Annotated in this window: 17 protein-coding genes and 2 tRNA genes; 12 read left to right on the top strand and 7 right to left on the bottom strand. The window is 34.7% G+C overall.

The window, feature by feature from the left end:
• Positions 1–126: 126 nt before the first annotated feature.
• The 12 genes from CSUIS19072_RS03330 (at position 127) to CSUIS19072_RS03275 (ending at position 10,160) form a co-directional block, all read left to right on the top strand.
• Positions 127–591, top strand: a complete 465-nt coding sequence (locus CSUIS19072_RS03330; protein ID WP_086293453.1) for a glycoside hydrolase family protein — start codon at positions 127–129, stop codon at positions 589–591.
• Positions 584–874, top strand: a complete 291-nt coding sequence (locus CSUIS19072_RS03325) for a hypothetical protein (RefSeq protein WP_086293452.1) — start codon at positions 584–586, stop codon at positions 872–874. The genes CSUIS19072_RS03330 and CSUIS19072_RS03325 overlap by 8 nt, the downstream gene beginning before the upstream one ends.
• Positions 858–2,546 (top strand): phage terminase large subunit, encoded by a 1,689-nt coding sequence (gene terL / locus CSUIS19072_RS03320; RefSeq protein WP_180381015.1) that lies wholly within the window; start codon positions 858–860, stop codon positions 2,544–2,546. The genes CSUIS19072_RS03325 and terL overlap by 17 nt, the downstream gene beginning before the upstream one ends.
• 157 nt (positions 2,547–2,703) lie before the next feature.
• On the top strand, positions 2,704–2,937 hold the full coding sequence (locus CSUIS19072_RS03315; RefSeq protein ID WP_086293450.1) for a hypothetical protein: 234 nt from the start codon (positions 2,704–2,706) through the stop codon (positions 2,935–2,937).
• A 1,344-nt stretch (positions 2,938–4,281) separates the two neighbouring features.
• Entirely contained in the window at positions 4,282–5,460 is a 1,179-nt protein-coding gene (locus CSUIS19072_RS03310) for a hypothetical protein (protein WP_086293448.1), read from the top strand.
• 59 nt (positions 5,461–5,519) lie between these two features.
• Positions 5,520–6,524: a hypothetical protein gene (locus CSUIS19072_RS03305; RefSeq protein ID WP_086293447.1), complete on the top strand. Its 1,005-nt coding sequence runs from the start codon at positions 5,520–5,522 to the stop codon at positions 6,522–6,524.
• Between the two features lie 18 nt (positions 6,525–6,542).
• Complete coding sequence (locus CSUIS19072_RS03300; protein WP_086293446.1) at positions 6,543–6,863, top strand: hypothetical protein; 321 nt, start codon at positions 6,543–6,545, stop codon at positions 6,861–6,863.
• An 18-nt stretch (positions 6,864–6,881) separates the two neighbouring features.
• The gene (locus CSUIS19072_RS03295) at positions 6,882–7,853 is read left to right on the top strand and encodes a hypothetical protein (RefSeq protein ID WP_086293445.1); all 972 of its coding nucleotides are present in this window, start codon (positions 6,882–6,884) and stop codon (positions 7,851–7,853) included.
• Between the two features lie 11 nt (positions 7,854–7,864).
• Positions 7,865–8,218, top strand: coding sequence for a hypothetical protein (locus CSUIS19072_RS03290; RefSeq protein WP_086293443.1), 354 nt, complete (start codon positions 7,865–7,867; stop codon positions 8,216–8,218).
• Positions 8,219–8,220: 2 nt separating this feature from the next.
• Positions 8,221–8,493, top strand: a complete 273-nt coding sequence (locus CSUIS19072_RS03285) for a hypothetical protein (protein WP_086243477.1) — start codon at positions 8,221–8,223, stop codon at positions 8,491–8,493.
• Positions 8,494–8,501: 8 nt separating this feature from the next.
• A complete protein-coding gene (locus tag CSUIS19072_RS03280; RefSeq protein WP_086293441.1) occupies positions 8,502–8,828 on the top strand; it encodes a hypothetical protein in 327 nt (108 codons plus the stop codon).
• A 72-nt stretch (positions 8,829–8,900) separates the two neighbouring features.
• Positions 8,901–10,160 (top strand): tyrosine-type recombinase/integrase, encoded by a 1,260-nt coding sequence (locus tag CSUIS19072_RS03275; RefSeq protein ID WP_086293439.1) that lies wholly within the window; start codon positions 8,901–8,903, stop codon positions 10,158–10,160.
• 7 nt (positions 10,161–10,167) lie between these two features.
• Here CSUIS19072_RS03275 and CSUIS19072_RS03270 read toward each other — a convergent pair.
• From CSUIS19072_RS03270 to mnmG, 7 genes are all read right to left on the bottom strand, one after another.
• Positions 10,168–10,242, bottom strand: a tRNA-Met gene (locus CSUIS19072_RS03270).
• Between the two features lie 10 nt (positions 10,243–10,252).
• Positions 10,253–10,327, bottom strand: a tRNA-Gln gene (locus CSUIS19072_RS03265).
• A gap of 195 nt (positions 10,328–10,522) precedes the next feature.
• Positions 10,523–11,119 carry an outer membrane beta-barrel protein gene (locus CSUIS19072_RS03260; RefSeq protein ID WP_086237016.1) on the bottom strand — a complete coding sequence of 199 codons (597 nt, stop codon included), beginning with the start codon at positions 11,117–11,119 and terminating at the stop codon, positions 10,523–10,525.
• A 265-nt stretch (positions 11,120–11,384) separates the two neighbouring features.
• On the bottom strand, positions 11,385–12,410 hold the full coding sequence (locus tag CSUIS19072_RS03255; protein WP_086242356.1) for a c-type cytochrome: 1,026 nt from the start codon (positions 12,408–12,410) through the stop codon (positions 11,385–11,387).
• Complete coding sequence (locus tag CSUIS19072_RS03250) at positions 12,407–13,654, bottom strand: cytochrome b (protein WP_086237018.1); 1,248 nt, start codon at positions 13,652–13,654, stop codon at positions 12,407–12,409. Before CSUIS19072_RS03250 ends, CSUIS19072_RS03255 begins: the two co-directional genes overlap by 4 nt.
• A 10-nt stretch (positions 13,655–13,664) precedes the next feature.
• Positions 13,665–14,171 (bottom strand): ubiquinol-cytochrome c reductase iron-sulfur subunit, encoded by a 507-nt coding sequence (gene petA, locus CSUIS19072_RS03245; RefSeq protein ID WP_086237019.1) that lies wholly within the window; start codon positions 14,169–14,171, stop codon positions 13,665–13,667.
• Positions 14,172–14,325: 154 nt separating this feature from the next.
• A complete protein-coding gene (mnmG, locus tag CSUIS19072_RS03240) occupies positions 14,326–16,185 on the bottom strand; it encodes a tRNA uridine-5-carboxymethylaminomethyl(34) synthesis enzyme MnmG (protein WP_086237020.1) in 1,860 nt (619 codons plus the stop codon).
• Positions 16,186–16,190: the final 5 nt, after the last annotated feature.

The following is a 16,190-nucleotide window of genomic DNA, read 5'->3' as shown; positions in this document are numbered from 1 at the left end:
AAAATGATTTAATCGAAGTGAAAAACAGCACTAGAGATACTCAATCTATTTTACAAAATATCAGGGCAGCTAGTGCAGCTAGAAGACAAGAGAATAATATAAAATTAAGAGATTAAGGAGAGCAAGATGAGTTTAAGCAAAGATGGATTAAATGAGCTTATAAGTGAGCTAAAAAGAGAAGAAGGTTTTAGGGATAGGATATATCAATGCTCAGAGGGAGTGGATACTATAGGCTATGGCTTTAATGTAGCATATCTAAGCAAAGCTGAATTAGAGCTAAATGATGGCGTTATAGAGCCGATGAGCAAAGAAGTGGCTGATAAAATACTAGAACTAAAGGTAAGAGCACTTATAAATAGTGTAGATATCGAGTATCCGTGGGTAGATGAACTACCTGAGGCTATAAAAATTGGACTTTATGATATGGCTTATCAGCTTGGAATTGCTAGTTTTGGTAGTTTTAAAAATACTCATAAGTATCTACAAGCCAAAGAGTATGATAAAGCCATAGAGAATATAAAAAACTCTAAATGGGCTAAACAGACCCCAAAAAGAGCCAAAAATCTAATTAAAAGACTTATAAATGGCTAATAAAGATAATTATAAAGTAGTTGAGGGGTTATTCATAGAGCTTATGTCCTCTACTATAGAAAATGTGCTAGACAAATTAAGAAGTGGTCAAGCTGATAGTAAAGATATAAGAAATGCTATTACACTTTTAAAGGATAATGGCTTTACTCTTAGGGATATACCTATGAATAAAGACCCTAATGAAGTGTTAGCAGAGATAGCTATGTCTATACCAGCTCTACCTAATCTATCTGCTACAGGGGAAGTTATTGATTTAATGGAGTATGATGAGAACGAACAATGATATTCAAAAAGCCAAAGATGACTTTAAGCTATTCTTATTTATAGTTTGGAACCATCTAAGGCTTCCTACCCCAACACCAGTGCAGTTTCAAATAGCAGATTACCTACAAGAACAAGGCACTAAAAGAAAGATTATAGAGGGTTTTAGAGGTGTTGGTAAGAGTTGGATAACATCAGCTTTTGTCTGTTGGCAATTATGGAGAGACCCTCAAGTAAAGATATTAGTAGTCTCAGCTTCTAAGCAAAGAGCTGATGACTTCTCAACATTTACCCAAAGGTTAATTAGTGAGATGCCTTTGCTTCAGCATTTGATGCCTACAAACGACCAAAGACAATCTAAGGTAGCCTTTGATGTAGCCCCAGCTAGAGCTAGCCACAGCCCTAGTGTTAAATCACTAGGTATAACATCTATGCTTACAGGTAGTAGGGCTGATATAATAGTAGCTGATGATGTCGAAGCACCTAATAACTCAGCCACAGCTGACCTTAGAGAGAAGCTATTAAAGGCTGTAAAAGAGTTTGAAGCTATACTAACACCTAAGCCTACAAGTCAGATCATATATCTAGGAACACCACAAACAGAAGAGAGTATATATAATAAACTAAGAAAGAGTGGGTTTGATTGTAGAGTATGGACTGCTGAAGTGCCTTCAGTAGATAACTATGGTGGGGCTTTAGCTAGTACTATTGTTAAGAGTATGGAAAATGGTGTCCCAGCAGGAACCCCTACAGACCCTAAAAGATTTACTGCTAATGACTTAGAAGAGAGAAGGCTAAGCTATGGTAGAAGTGGGTATGCCTTGCAGTTTATGCTAGATACTAGCCTAAGTGATAGCGAGAAGTATCCACTAAAAACAGCAGATATAGTAGTAACTAATCTATTAAAAGATAAAGCACCTATATCTATTAGCTATGGTAGCTCACCTGCTCAGCAGATTAAGGATTTACCTTTAATAGGCTTTGAAGGTGATAGGTGGTTTTATCCACTGTTTTGTGATACAACCTTTGCTCCATACACAGGCTCAGTTATGGCTATAGACCCTAGTGGTCGTGGTAAAGATGAGACAGGGTATGCAGTGGTTAAACACCTACACGGTAAGATGTTTGTAACTGCTAGTGGTGGATTAACTGGGGGATACTCAGAACAAACTCTAGTAAAGTTAGCTCAAATTGCTAAAGAGAATAAAGTCAATGAGATACTAATAGAAAAGAACTTTGGTGATGGTATGTATTCAGAGTTATTTAAACCTGTACTACAAGCAATACATAACTGTCTAGTAACAGAAGTGAGCCATAATACTCAAAAAGAGAAGCGTATAATAGATACCCTAGAGCCTGTGTTAAACCAACATAGGTTAGTGTTTGACTATGGGGTAGTTAAAGAAGACCTAAGACCTTATCTAGATGGCTCATATGACCCTAAGGCTTTTGAATATACTTTGTTTTACCAACTAACTCGTATAACAAAAGATAGAGGAAGCCTAAAGCACGATGATAGACTAGATGCCCTCGCTATGGCTGTAGCATACTGGGTAAAGATAGCTAGTATTGATAGTAAAAAGCTACTAATGGATTATCAAAGAAGGGTTGATGAAGAACTCTTAAATGAGTATATGAAAGATATAACTGGGGCTAAGTACTCAAATAAAAAGAGATACGCTAAAGTTATATAGGCTCATAGAAGCCATAGAATAGCCCTAAAATAGCTAAATACCCTTTAGGCTATACCTAGATATACCTAAGGGGTTAAAATGGATTTAAAGGCTATTTATGGTATTTTAAGTTTTATAAGATTATAATATATCTATAGATAACACTAAAGGAGAATAAATGGAGAAAGTAGCTAAAAGAAAACTTGTAAAAAAAGAGCTTACTAAAGCAGAATTAGCTGCAAAGATACAAAGACGCCTAAAAAGAGTAAGTGAAGATTTAGCAATATCCATAAAAGAGCTAGATACAGACTTAGATTATAAACTAAGAGAGGAAGCTTGGGAAGTTTGGCATAGTTATGACAAAATAAAGGATAGGCTCATAGAAGCCACAGAACGCCTCACAAATCACTAAAGAACCCTTGGGGTATATCTAGGTATGCCCTAATGGTTAAAATGGATTTAAAGGCTATTTATGAACTTATTTAAATATAGTCTATTTTTTAGTATATTAAACACTGATTTTATCACTAAAAATCATACCCTTCAAATGCCCTATTTATGGGGGTGTCCCATATGGGGGAAGGGAAAGGGAAAGATATACTATAAAATATACTATAGAATAAACTATAAGATATACTATAAGATACCTAGAGATTAGTCTAGGGTATCCTTTATGATATCTTAGGTTTAGTCTAGGGTGTGCTTAAAGATATCTTAGGGGATACTCTAGTCTATCTATGGGATATCCCTTTCTTGATTTATATATTAATTTATAAAAGAGAATATATAATACACTCTCTCTAGATAGCCCATAAAAGCCTTTGGATAGCTAAGGGATACCTAGGTATAGCCTAAAGTGTCTTTAGCGATTTATGAGCCATTTAAGGCTATCTAAATTATTACACGAGACCACCCACAGCTCTGAGAATTTTATCTGCAAAGGGGGTGGTAGTTTCCACTTAATATCTACGGATATTAACCGAACTTAGGTTTGGACTATTTTTACCAATTACAAACTGCTAATTGGCTCGAAGCTTTATATGCTTTGTAGGTCGCCCAGCTGGGGTTCTTTAGGGTGATACTTTTCACCCATTAGCTCAACTACCACTGGTAGTAAGAGGTGGTCAGAAGTCGCCGTAGTACTTCACCATAAGGGTGGGAGCTTTACCCACCTTAATTTTATTCTTACACATTACTTCTTCTTATTTTGGGATATTTTGAAGTATTTTTGGGATTTCCTAAGGGGGTGTAAAAAATTGGAAAAAATATTTGAAACACTTAATAAACGCTCAATCGGCGAGCGTTCCCCCTTGCCCCCTTTGGAAATCTTAAAGAAACCTTAGGAAAAACTTAGGCTAATCTTAATAACAATCAGGGGCTAATCCTTGCAAACCTAAAAGCCCCTTAAGATTACGCTAAAAGCCTTAAAAAATATCCCTTTAAATTACTTCTGAACATACTCAACACACTTTAAACGCCCTTAAAATGGGCTAATTCATCGGATAAAATAAACGATTTTAGAATAAATCGCTAATTTTTTGCTATATTTTTTGATTTTTTTGTATAAAAACCTTGACTTTATGCTAATTTTATGCTATAATTATATCAATTAAAAAGAAAAGAAAAGCATTAAAAGAAACCTTAAAAAAGGGCTTTTAAAAGTTTTCAAATCTTTTTAAAAAAGTTGTATAAAATCCTTGACTTTAGTTGGATTTTATGCTATAATAACATAAATTAAAAAAGAAAAGGAAAAAAGATGGAAACCTTAAATAAGTTTAAGGAACGCTTTGTAGAAAGTGGTAGGCTGTTTAGTGAATTGACAAGCAAAAAACAAAGAGTTTCAGGTAAAAGGGGCGGTTATTTTTATGTAGCCTTATATGATATAATACAGGATAAATGGGCTTTAGTAGCTAACCACAAAGCTGGATATCCTTGCTATAGCTTAGACGACAAAGGCACGCCGATTGTTATATATTTAGACAAAATGGGAAATATTAGACAAAGGGTAATAAAACAAGAAATGTTTAATGAAATCTTAGAGACTTCGGAAGGCTCTCAAGATTTTAGGGACAACTTGAGAGCATCTCAAAAAATTCTGAAATCTAAGTATAACCTAGAATTCATTAAACCTAGCTTAGGTTATAATTTAGATGACTTACCATACAGTTGCCAAAAGGGTAAAGGCAGGTTTTTTAAATGGTGTGATGATATAGCCGAGATGGCTCTATTAAAGAACAATGAAGGTAAAATTGTGGCTAGATGTTTAATATGGGATAAAGAGAATATTAAACACAATGGGGAGCCGTGCTTAAATAATTTGGCAGATAGGCTCTATGGTAATGAAAGTATTCATAGAATAGCCCTTAAAAATGAGCTTAAAAAATTAGGTATAGAAAGTATGTGGGAAAGAGATGGGGAAGATGATATACCTTTTAAATATAGGGAATTTAACTTACATTTACCTGAAGATATAAAAGAAGCGTTAGATATATCCATTGAAGACAGGGAAGCCCCCTTTTTAGATACCTTTAATCATTATAATGAGAATGAAGGGGTGTTATATAGTTTTCATTGGTCAAACAGATTGGGGTATGAGTGTTGCGAATGGGACGGCGATACAACGAAAGTTTTATTAGATACTAGCGGCTATACAATGACTGATGATGATGAAGTTTGGGACGATTACAACGAATGCTACATTAGTAGGGATAATGCCGTGGAACCTATCAACTTTGATGGTATCGCTCATATGGATAACTGTATATATAGTGAATATCACGAGGGTTATTTATTAGATGATGAAGATTTAATAGCCGTTAATACCGTTGATGAATGTTATGACTATGATTATACATATGTGGGCAGTGGAGTGCAATTAGTAGAAATAGGCGACAGTGTTTATTTTTTAGATAGTTTAAGAACATATGGAGCCTAAAGAGTATAGGGGGGCATAGCCCCTTTTAATTAAATGTTAAGAAATGAAAGGATAATAAAATGAATGAATTTATAAAATTATTGAATATTAATCAAAGTGAATTAGCTAAATATATATTAAATTATTTAGATAGAATTAAGGCGAAAGAATATTATAATATTAAGCGTATTGATAAGGCTGGCATCTTAGTAACTCCCAAAGGAAACCGAAAGTATCCCTTGATTTGTGCTCATTTAGATACTATAAATGACCATAAATCCAAAGAATTACCTAAGCTTAATATAAAAGGGGACTACATATCCTTAGCTAGTGATAGCCCTTGTAATTGCTTAGGGGGTGATGATAGGTGTGGTGTATATATAGCACTATCTTTGATAAAGGATAGAACGCCCTATGGGTTTGGGTTTTTCTATGATGAAGAGATAGGGGGTGTGGGTAGTGGTATAGCTAGCCCTTTAATAAACAATTTAGACGGCGTTACGGCTTTTATAGGGCTAGACCGAAAGGGGTGTGATGAGTTAGCCTTATATGGTTATAATAATAGTGAATTGATAGCTTTATTCGAAAGTAATGGTTATTTTAAGGCAAGGGGGAGCTTTACCGATGCTAGCAATTTATCATCTTTGAGTGATAAGGGCTTGGCGTGTGTTAATCTAAGTGTAGGCTATTATAATGAACATACTCTAAAGGAAACTATTAATATAACGGCGATGAATAGAACCTTAGCAGTTTTAAAATCTATGGTTGATGAGCTATCATCTAAGCCATTTTTGATAGAGAATTCTATGATTTATGGTGGGCTATATCAGAGTGAATTGTATTATTATGGTGATGATATATATAACTATGGTGTTGATGATATTTATAACTATGATGATGATGATACCGAAGAACTGGAGCAATGGTATATCGAAGGATATAATAAAGCTATGGAGCAAGGTTATGAAATATCCAAAGCTGAACTATCTAAAGAGAACCTAAAGGGAGCTGAACCGTGGTATATAGCTTATATCAATGGTTTTAAAGATGCTATATATGATATGAAGCATTGTATTGATTTTTAAGATAGCAAAAGGAATATAATGAGAGCAGCAGAAGTATTAAAAGTAATAAAAACTAGGCAAAAAATTAAGTTGGCTTTTAGCCCCTTTTGGGCACTTTGTGGAATAGTAGTTATGTTTATAGCATTTTTATTTGAAGCCTTTAAGATAGCTACAGATTTTTATAATGAAGTAGGTGGGGTTAAAGGCTTTTTGGGGGCGGTTACTAAATATAAGTATAAACGCATTTGTAAAGAATGTGGAGCAAGACTATATCCACTTAGTGAAGCAGAAGTTAAGGAAGTGTTAGAAAAACAAGGCAATATAGAGCTATGCTTATGCTCTAAATGTAACAAAAAATAATACTAAAGGATAAGCAAGATGGCAATTATAAAAGCTCAAGGTGGGATAATAGAAGCCCATCACGCTGACCCTATATGGGTTAGGAAACATTTTAAGCACGATATAGAGTTGCTTAGAACAGGCGAACTACCAAAGAAATCTGATGAAGAAATAGCAAAAGCTAACGAATTGCTATTAAGAATATGGGCTGTGTGGGGCATAGCCTTGCTTGCTTGTATAGCCTATGGATATAACCCTTGGTTTATAGCAGTTATTGTAATTGGGTTTATATTCTGTATAGGGGCTACTGGGGTATTATCAGGGCACAACTCAGGGCGGTCATTATGGCTAACGGCTAGGAATAATGGCTTTAGATATGATAGTGATAGTGATGTTACCTACATAGCTCAATTGCAGTTAATGGGTTTGAGCTTAATACCAAAGGAACTAAAGGAAAAGGCTGAAGCTGATTGTAGAATACTAAAGGGGCATACTATGTATAGATATCCTATAACCTATGAGAAAATACATTTAAGTAGGCGTTGCCATAATTGGCTAAATGCTAAGATATCTTTTAAACTTGTTGATAGAGTTAGAACTATAGAAGTAACTACGAAAGATAGAAAAGTAGTTATAGAGATAGCAAAGCTAAAGAAATATGAAAAATATATACAAGGTATGGGGGGCTTTACGAATAATTTTGAGATAGACGGCAGGTCTTTTAATAAGCTATTTAGCTCTAAGGCTGTGTATAATGATGTAGGGGTTGTTTTAGATAGTGGTTATAGAAGCTCTAAAGCGGTTGGGATAAAACCACAGGCTTTTAGGGTGCTAGCTGTAATAATTTACCCTAAAATTAGTGATAATGATTATGGTGATTTTACAGTATATAAAGAGATAGAAGACTGGGAAATAGTAGAGTTAGTTGATGAAAGGTTTAATCCTGATGCATATAGAGCATTAGAAGACGATAAAGCATTAGATAAAGCAATTAAAGCAAAGTTAATATAAAGGAGAACAGAATGCAAAACATATATTTAGATAGGGTCAGTGAAGCTCTAACGCTTTTAAATAGATTAGATGAGTTTAGACCACCTACTAATGGTAATGGTAATGCTGTAAAAAGCTACTCTATAAAGCTTTTTATACTGTTATTTACAATAGCAAAACACGAAGGAGAAACACAGGCTTTCTATGCTGAGTTACTAGGCTGGAATAAGGCTAATACTAGCATTCACGCTAGATATCTCTATGATAATGGTTTTATAGGTAAAGCCTATGATGATAGAGATACGAGAAACTTAGCTAGAAAGTTATTTATAACACCAAAAGGAAGGGAGTTTATAGAAAGCTTATTAAGAAAAGAGAGAAGTTAAAGATGAAAATAAATAGTGAAGAATATAGAGAAATGTTTAAAAAGTCAATAAATGATGATTTAGAGAAGTTGAAACAAGAGAGCAAAGAATATTTCAGCTGTGATGATATATTGATATTACTTAAGATGTTATCAAGATATAGTCGTGGCGAAGAAGGCTCAAATATAATAAACATAGCTAATAAGCTAGATTTATTAATGCGAGATTTAAAACTGCTTGGTGAGAAAAATGCCTTGAATTATATAGAAAAGTTTATAAAAAATAATTGGAAGTGAGGTGAAAAATGAAAATAGTTAAAGTTAATAGATATGGTATATATTTTGACAATGGCTCAGAAATTACTTTTGAATATGACTTATGTTGCTGTGAGGATAATTATGCTGAATTTGAGTATTTAAAAGATGATAAAATATGTCTTAATACCAATTTTAAAGAACCTTTAGTTTTTGAAAAAACTAGAAATTATGGCTTTAGGTTTGGGAACAAGCCAAACAAAATGTTTTATGTACCTTGCTATTCTGAGCAAAATGGGGAATATGATAATTCATTACGAATTCTATATAATGACAAAATCGTGCTTGATGAAGTAGAAGCAGAAATTATAGAATAAACTTATTAAGAAAGGAGAGAAGTTAAGCAAAATTATAAGAGGGTCTTATAATATAAGCAAAGGCGATAAGGTATGTTTAAATTAAAAGATGGTCGCTACAAAAGCGACTTTTATATAAATGGTAAAAGATACCAAAGAACTTGGAACACCACTGATATAGAAGTGGCACAAAAATGCGAAAAGGATTTAAGGGTTAGCCTACAAGCAGCCCTATTAACACCTAAGCAATTAGGCTTTAATAATCTAGAGTGGTTATTAGAACCACCTAAAGAAACCAAACCCTTCTTACTAAGTGAAGCTAGGGATTATATGGTAGAGAGTGTGTGGCAATACTTGGAGGACAATAAAAATCCACCATCAAGGATTAACACTCTAATAAAAATGGTTGGTGATTTAGACCTATCTCTTATTACCACAGAGCTACTGATGAACTTAAAAAGAACTATGTTAATCAGCGGTGTAAATGGTAAGCGGTACAAAGAGAGAACCTTTAATCACCTATTAAGCACTCTTAGGACAACCTTTGAGACACTAGAGCGAACTGGGGTTTATGAGTTTAAGAATAAACCTAATTTTAAAAAGTTAGCAGCTAGTATAAGAGAGACTAAGATAGTATGCTATAGCGATGCTGAGATAAATGAAATAGCTGAGTACTTTAAGAGTATCAGCAATAAGACAGGCAGCCTAGTAGATAGAGAGATGTATGAGTATTTTGTAATTAACTCTAATCTAGGACTAAGACCAGCTGAATACTATGAACTTAGGGTAGGTGATATAGACTTAGAAAACAAGACTATTACCATCAGTAGAGCTTTAAAAACACACTCTACTACATTAAAAGTAGGGACTACTAAGAACGCTAATAGTAGAACCTTACCCTTAGGTGGCATAACCTTAAAACTTTTAAGTGATATATGCGATAGGGTTAATTTAGCTTTATCTTTAGATAGGTCAGAAGCTATGGAGTTATACCTGAAGGAACCTGAAGGATATCTGAAGGGAGTTTATTACTCAATAGCTAGGGGTCGTTACAAAGGATTAGATAGAGAAAATTATAAGAATTGTAAGATAAATAATTTGACACACAGCATATGTGTATCAAGGTGGAAAGATATGAATAAGGCTTTAGGTTTTGATAAGCGAATAAACGCTAAAGAGTATAACCAATATGCCTTAAGGCATACTGTAGCAAGTCGTTTGGTTAGCCTAAAGAAGTTCTCAGCTTATAGGTTAATGCAGTATTTGGGACATAAAAATATACAGAGTAGTTTGAAGTATGTCCATCTAAATATCGATGATATAAGAGATGGAATTGGTGTAGGTGTGTGCTAAAGATTATTGGTTGCGAGAGAGGGACTTGAACCCCCGACCCTCGGGTTATGAGCCCGATGAGCTACCACTGCTCCATCTCGCGTCATAAGAGGTGGATGGGGTAAGAGGATTCGAACCTCTGAATGACAGGACCAAAACCTGTTGCCTTACCGCTTGGCGATACCCCAATCTAAAAATGAGTTGGAATTATACTATATCTTTTGCCTTTTGTCAAGCATTTTGGCAAAAATTACTCAAAATTATCAAATTTATAATAAATAAATTTGCTTAATATTATAAAAATTTTTGATAAATGTAATTTTCATTTATTATATTATAAAGTTAGTTTAAGCTAGATCATAGTTTTATGATCCAGTTGACTATTAGAATTTATAGTTATATCCTAAATATAAGCCGTAGTTTGTCTCTTTTACATCTTTTAATTCAAATTTCGATACTTTTTTGTAATCTGTTCTGTCTGTTTTGAAGCCAAACTCTAGCTCGTTATTTTTATCGATTGAGTAAATTCCACCTAGTTTTGCACCTATTATCCAGCCATTTGTGTTAGCTTTGCCTTCGCCTTCAGGTTTTAATGTCAATCTAGAATAGCCAGTATATGGACCAACTGCTAGTTTAAAATTATCTGTTATAGATGGAGTATAGTCAGCTCCAACGATAAATTTATGAGTTAGCCATTTTAGTTTAAAATTGTCTCCATCTTCATCGACTTTTGTTTTGCTAGTTTGAAAATCATAAACATAAGAGCCATAAACTCTATACATATCAAAATCATAACCGCCTTTTATGCCAATTCCAGTTTGAGCTTTTTTGAAAGTTTCTTTTTCACCATCATTTAATTTCATTTTTAAATTTGATTTAAAAGAGTAATCACTCTCAACACCGATAAATGCACCCTCAGCAAGTGCAAACGAGCAGGCCATAGAGGCAACAAGACAAATTTTTAAAGTAGAATTTATCATTCTATCTCCTTATTTTAAAGTATTGAAGTGTAATTATACCACCCATTAATTTAAACTTAAATTACCATCAGTTGTTTTAAATTTTTTACGAAAATATTAATTTTTGTATTTAAAAATGAAAATTGAAATAATCATAAATTGATTTATCTCTTTTAAATTTTAGTATCAATTATAGATTTAATTTTCTTAAGATTACAAAGATGAATTTATAAAAATTGTTTATAGGTAAGATTTAGAGCGAATTTGCCCTAAATCTTTAGCGGTATTAATGTAATTTAGACCAAATTTTGCGTTTCCAAGCCCAAGCAAATACGCTAAGAATAGCAAAATAGATCATAATATAAATACCAGTTGTCTCTCGCTCATCTTTTTTACTATCACCAGACTCTCTCATATACTCAATAACTTGCTTTTGTGCTTTCTCATTTAAGCCAACACGAGGCATAGATGTGCCTGGAAGCATTTTTTGAGTATCGTTGATAAAATTATTTAAATATAATTCATCTCTTGATCTAATATACATAGATAGATCTGGTGGGGTCATTCCTAGATAGTTTGATATGCTTTGTTTATTACCATTTGCAAATACATTTACATATTTCATATCATGGCATCTAGCACAAGACTCAACAAACACATCTCTATCGCTCATCTCTTTTGGTGCTATGCTTTTAAAGTATGCTACTAAATCGGCAACTTCTTGATTTAGATCGCCACCAGCACCATAGAATGCTGTCATAGGAAATGGATTTGTATCATTAAATTTATGCGTAACCTTTAATGCCATAGCTGGATCTTTGATAAGAGCAGCTAAGAATTTACCATCATAAAGATAACCAATATTGCTTAAATCTGGTGGAGCAATGCCATAAGCTTCACTAGCACTCTTATCATCCATAGCTGGTTCAAATCCTGCTGATTTTATACTATGGCACGCTGTACAGCCAGCTGCTACTACTAGATTTTGACCTGAAGTAGCATCGCCCTTAGCAAGATCAATGCTATTTATATCAGCCCAAAAAGAGCTATATTTTTCTAATTGAGCTTTAGCACTCTCTAAAGTCTTAGAAGCACCATCGATCGCAGTGGCATCACCGCTAGCTTGAGCAGCTTTTAAGGCGGTTTCAGCTTTTTCTACATTAGTCTTTGCTAGATTTATATCCTCTTTAGCAAAATCAAAATTTGCCGGTTCAACATGAGGGTGTAAAACTGAGTGCGCATAAGGCTCAACACCCCAATAAATAGCACCCGTAACAATGACTACAATTAAAAACGCTTTTAATTCTTTCATCTATTTGCCTTTCTTTCCTTGATTGTGATGATAGGAAGCACTACAAGTAGCAACACAAGGAAGCCAACTGATGAGAAGAATCCTATCCAAGCATTAAATCCTGTTGGAGGAAGTTTGCCATATACTGTTAGGATAATTAAATCAATTATAAGTAGCCAAAACCATACAAAAAAGCCTTTTCTTTTATGTGCTGGAGCCACGACATCACTTCTATCATATAAAGGCATAAAAAATAGCGAAATACCCGCAAAAGCCATAGCTAAAGCACCTATATCAGCTGCCTTTATAGGTCCAATATCAAAGAAGAAACCACGCAAAATCTCATATTGCCACAAGAAATACCACTCAGGATAGATATGAGTTGGAGTCTTAGCGGCATTAGCTGGGTCAAAGTTGATTGGATCCATAGCAAAATTAAAATGGAAGCTTACTAAATAGAAGAAGAATATCATAAATAAAGATACATAAAAGAAGTCTTTACTTAAAAATCCAGGCCAAAATGGGATAACTTTTGAATTTACAGTATCGCCTTTTAGATATTTTTCAGCTTCAAGCTCAAAATCTATCTCTTCACCTTCAAGGTTATTTACATGTGGAACTCTTAGAGTATAAAAATGCACCCCTATAACCATAATAATAACGATTGGTAGCAAGCATACATGAAGCATAAAAAATCTTGTAAGTGTAGGATCGCTAACTGCATAATCCCCTCTAATCCACTCAACCAACGCATCACCAATAAATGGAATTCCACCAAACAATTGAGTGATAACTTGTGCTGCCCAGTAGCTCATCTGCCCCCATGGTAGCATATATCCGCTAAAAGCTTCAGCTGAGAATATCAAGAAAAGCAACATACCGCTAATCCAGATCATCTCACGACCCTTTTTATACGAACCATAGTAAATTCCAACAAATGCGTGGATATAGATAATTAAGAAAATTACAGACGCTGCAACTGCGTGAATATGGCGCCATAGCCAACCATACTCGACCTCTTTCATAATAGTGTAATTCACACTATCAAATGCCAAATTCGCATCTGGTTTATAATACATTAAAAGCAATAAACCGCTAATAAAAAGCAGAGTAAATAAAACGGTTAAAACCACGCCCATTGCCCAAAGAAAGTTAATATTTTTTGGTATCCAATACTGCCCTGCTAATACATTCCATAATTTTGTAAGAGCTATACGCTGATCAAACCAATCTCTTACGCTTGTAGCTTTTGTAATGTGTGCCATAAATCCTCCCTTATGCTGTTGCGACTAATTTTTTGTACTCAGGCCCCTCTTCGCCTAGCACAAGCTTAGTCCCATCAATTTTAAATGGTGGAATATCCAGCGGACGAGGTGGCGGCCCAAACACATTCATGCCATCAGAATTAAACTCACCACCATGACAGGCGCATTTAAACATCTTATCACTAGCACTCCAGCTAGGTATGCACCCAAGGTGAGTACAAAGACCTATTGTAACTATATAGTTTTCATTTCCTACAACTACATCTCTTGAAGGATTAGCCTTCATACTCTCATCTTTTTTGATGATAAAAATAGGCTTTTTACGCCACTCTACTTGGCGAAATTCGCCAGGCTGCATAGGGCTTAGATCTACTGTGGTAAAACCAGCTGCCTTAACGCTAGGAAGTGGATCCCAAGACTTTTTCATCCCAACCAAAGCAAAAGCACCGCCCACAGCTGCGACAGCACCAAATGCCATTCCGATGAAATCGCGTCTTTCTTGCTTTTGAATAGACATTTTTTTCCTTTCTATTATTTTGATTATTGCCACTAAATTTAAGCTAACTTTTATATTATAAAAGCGAAACTAAACCCATAATTCTACCATTTTAAAGTTAAAATTTTATTTAATTAGAATTAATTTTAGTAAAGAAATTAGCTAGGCTCAAAGCTTAGCTAAATTTATGATGTTTAATAGCAATATGCAAAATATCTATGGCTGCTGGGGTGATTCCGCTGATATTTGAAGCTGCCGCAAGAGTTGGTGGAGTAAATTTAATAAGCTTTTCAACCACCTCATTACTCAACCCGCTAATTGATTTAAAATCCAAATCGCTTGGGATTTTAATATCCAAAAGCCCTTTCATCTTCTCAACTTCTATGTGTTGCTGGGCGATGTAATGGTAGTATTTTGCCTCTGTTAGAATTTGGTTTATAGACTCTTTGCTTAAATTTTCAAAGAATAAATCAAGCTTTCTAAGCTTATCTTCATCAAAGCTCTTTCTAGCTACCAATTTTTGTAGCGTTATCTTCTCATTTATTGGCTCTTCGCCCATATCTGCTAAAAACTCAAGAGTATCTTTATTTGGCGTAATCTCATTAGTAAGCAAAAGCTCCATCGCTTTTTGCAATTCATCTTTTAAAGCCACAACCTCATCATAAGCCTCTTTTGGTAATAATCCTATATCAAATCCATATTTGCTAAGTCTTAAATTTGCGTTATCTTCCCTTAAAAGTAGCCTAAATTCCGCCCTACTAGTAAACATTCTATATGGCTCTTTTGTCCCTTTTGTGACTAGATCATCTATTAAAACACCTATATAGCTCTCATCTCTGCGAAGTATCAATGGCTCTTTATTTTGTAAATTTAAAGTAGCATTAATCCCAGCCATAAGCCCTTGAGCCGCAGCCTCTTCATATCCTGTAGTTCCATTTATCTGCCCGGCTAAATATAACCCACTAATCTTTTTTGTCTCTAGTGTGTGCTTAAGCTCGGTTGGATTGACATAATCATATTCTATAGCATATCCATGACGGACAATAATCGCATTTTCAAAGCCCTTAATCGACCTTAGCATTGCTACTTGCGCATCATATGGAAGTGAGGTTGAAAAGCCGTTTATATAGTATTCAGTAGCCTCTAGAGTTTGAGGCTCTATAAATAGATGATGGCGCTCCCTATCTCCAAAGCGATTTATCTTATCTTCGATGCTTGGGCAATACCTTGGCCCTACCCCTTCTATCTGCCCTGTAAATAGTGGAGCTCTATTGAAATTTGATCTTATAATATCATGCGTGGTTTCATTGGTATAAGCTATATAGCATGGGAGCTGCTTTTTGCTCCAATTTTTACTTCTAAAGCTAAATGGCTTTGGATTGGTATCGCCATCTTGAATTTCCAAAACGCTAAAATCAATCGAATTTGCTAATACCCTTGGGCAAGTCCCAGTCTTTAATCTACCCATTTCAAGCCCAAGAGATGATAGTGAGCTTGATAGCTCTTTTGAGCTTAATTCCCCTACACGACCAGCTTCAAGCTTATTTGTGCCCACATGGATTAAGCCATTTAGGAATGTTCCTGTTGTTATGATGAGTTTATCACAGCTATACTCATTATCTAAGTGGGTTTTAACTCCTATAATTTTTGAATTTAATGTTAAAATCTCAGTAGCGATCTCTTGAGTGATCTGTAAATTTGGAGTATTTAAAAGCAAATTTCGCATATAAATTCTATATCTATCCATATCGATTTGAGCTCTACTACCACGCACGGCTGGACCTTTGCTCTCATTTAATAGTCGAAACTGAATCCCACACTCATCAGTAGTAAGACCCATTTGACCGCCTAAAGCATCTATCTCTTTAACCAAATGCCCCTTAGCTAATCCTCCAATAGCTGGATTACAACTAGCTGCGCCTATTTGCTCTGCTAAGATGGTTATAAGTAGGGTTTTAGCTCCCATTTTAGCCGCAGCTAAGGATGCCTCAATCCCAGCGTGTCCTCCACCAACTACGATAATATCATACTTCATAATTT

Source organism: Campylobacter sp. RM19072, assembly GCF_024723485.1.
Taxonomy (GTDB): domain Bacteria; phylum Campylobacterota; class Campylobacteria; order Campylobacterales; family Campylobacteraceae; genus Campylobacter; species Campylobacter porcelli.
This window is presented reverse-complemented; position numbering and strand designations above follow the sequence as displayed.

Excerpts from the sequence above, each read along its gene's own strand:
- CSUIS19072_RS03330 (WP_086293453.1), top strand. The coding sequence starts at position 127 with ATGAGTTTAAGCAAAGATGGATTAAATGAGCTTATAAGTGAGCTAAAA.
- CSUIS19072_RS03325 (WP_086293452.1), top strand. The coding sequence starts at position 584 with ATGGCTAATAAAGATAATTATAAAGTAGTTGAGGGGTTATTCATAGAG.
- terL (WP_180381015.1), top strand. The coding sequence starts at position 858 with ATGAGAACGAACAATGATATTCAAAAAGCCAAAGATGACTTTAAGCTA.
- CSUIS19072_RS03315 (WP_086293450.1), top strand. The coding sequence starts at position 2,704 with ATGGAGAAAGTAGCTAAAAGAAAACTTGTAAAAAAAGAGCTTACTAAA.
- CSUIS19072_RS03310 (WP_086293448.1), top strand. The coding sequence starts at position 4,282 with ATGGAAACCTTAAATAAGTTTAAGGAACGCTTTGTAGAAAGTGGTAGG.
- CSUIS19072_RS03305 (WP_086293447.1), top strand. The coding sequence starts at position 5,520 with ATGAATGAATTTATAAAATTATTGAATATTAATCAAAGTGAATTAGCT.
- CSUIS19072_RS03300 (WP_086293446.1), top strand. The coding sequence starts at position 6,543 with ATGAGAGCAGCAGAAGTATTAAAAGTAATAAAAACTAGGCAAAAAATT.
- CSUIS19072_RS03295 (WP_086293445.1), top strand. The coding sequence starts at position 6,882 with ATGGCAATTATAAAAGCTCAAGGTGGGATAATAGAAGCCCATCACGCT.
- CSUIS19072_RS03290 (WP_086293443.1), top strand. The coding sequence starts at position 7,865 with ATGCAAAACATATATTTAGATAGGGTCAGTGAAGCTCTAACGCTTTTA.
- CSUIS19072_RS03285 (WP_086243477.1), top strand. The coding sequence starts at position 8,221 with ATGAAAATAAATAGTGAAGAATATAGAGAAATGTTTAAAAAGTCAATA.
- CSUIS19072_RS03280 (WP_086293441.1), top strand. The coding sequence starts at position 8,502 with ATGAAAATAGTTAAAGTTAATAGATATGGTATATATTTTGACAATGGC.
- CSUIS19072_RS03275 (WP_086293439.1), top strand. The coding sequence starts at position 8,901 with ATGTTTAAATTAAAAGATGGTCGCTACAAAAGCGACTTTTATATAAAT.
- CSUIS19072_RS03260 (WP_086237016.1), bottom strand. The coding sequence starts at position 11,119 with ATGATAAATTCTACTTTAAAAATTTGTCTTGTTGCCTCTATGGCCTGC.
- CSUIS19072_RS03255 (WP_086242356.1), bottom strand. The coding sequence starts at position 12,410 with ATGAAAGAATTAAAAGCGTTTTTAATTGTAGTCATTGTTACGGGTGCT.
- CSUIS19072_RS03250 (WP_086237018.1), bottom strand. The coding sequence starts at position 13,654 with ATGGCACACATTACAAAAGCTACAAGCGTAAGAGATTGGTTTGATCAG.
- petA (WP_086237019.1), bottom strand. The coding sequence starts at position 14,171 with ATGTCTATTCAAAAGCAAGAAAGACGCGATTTCATCGGAATGGCATTT.
- mnmG (WP_086237020.1), bottom strand. The coding sequence starts at position 16,185 with ATGAAGTATGATATTATCGTAGTTGGTGGAGGACACGCTGGGATTGAG.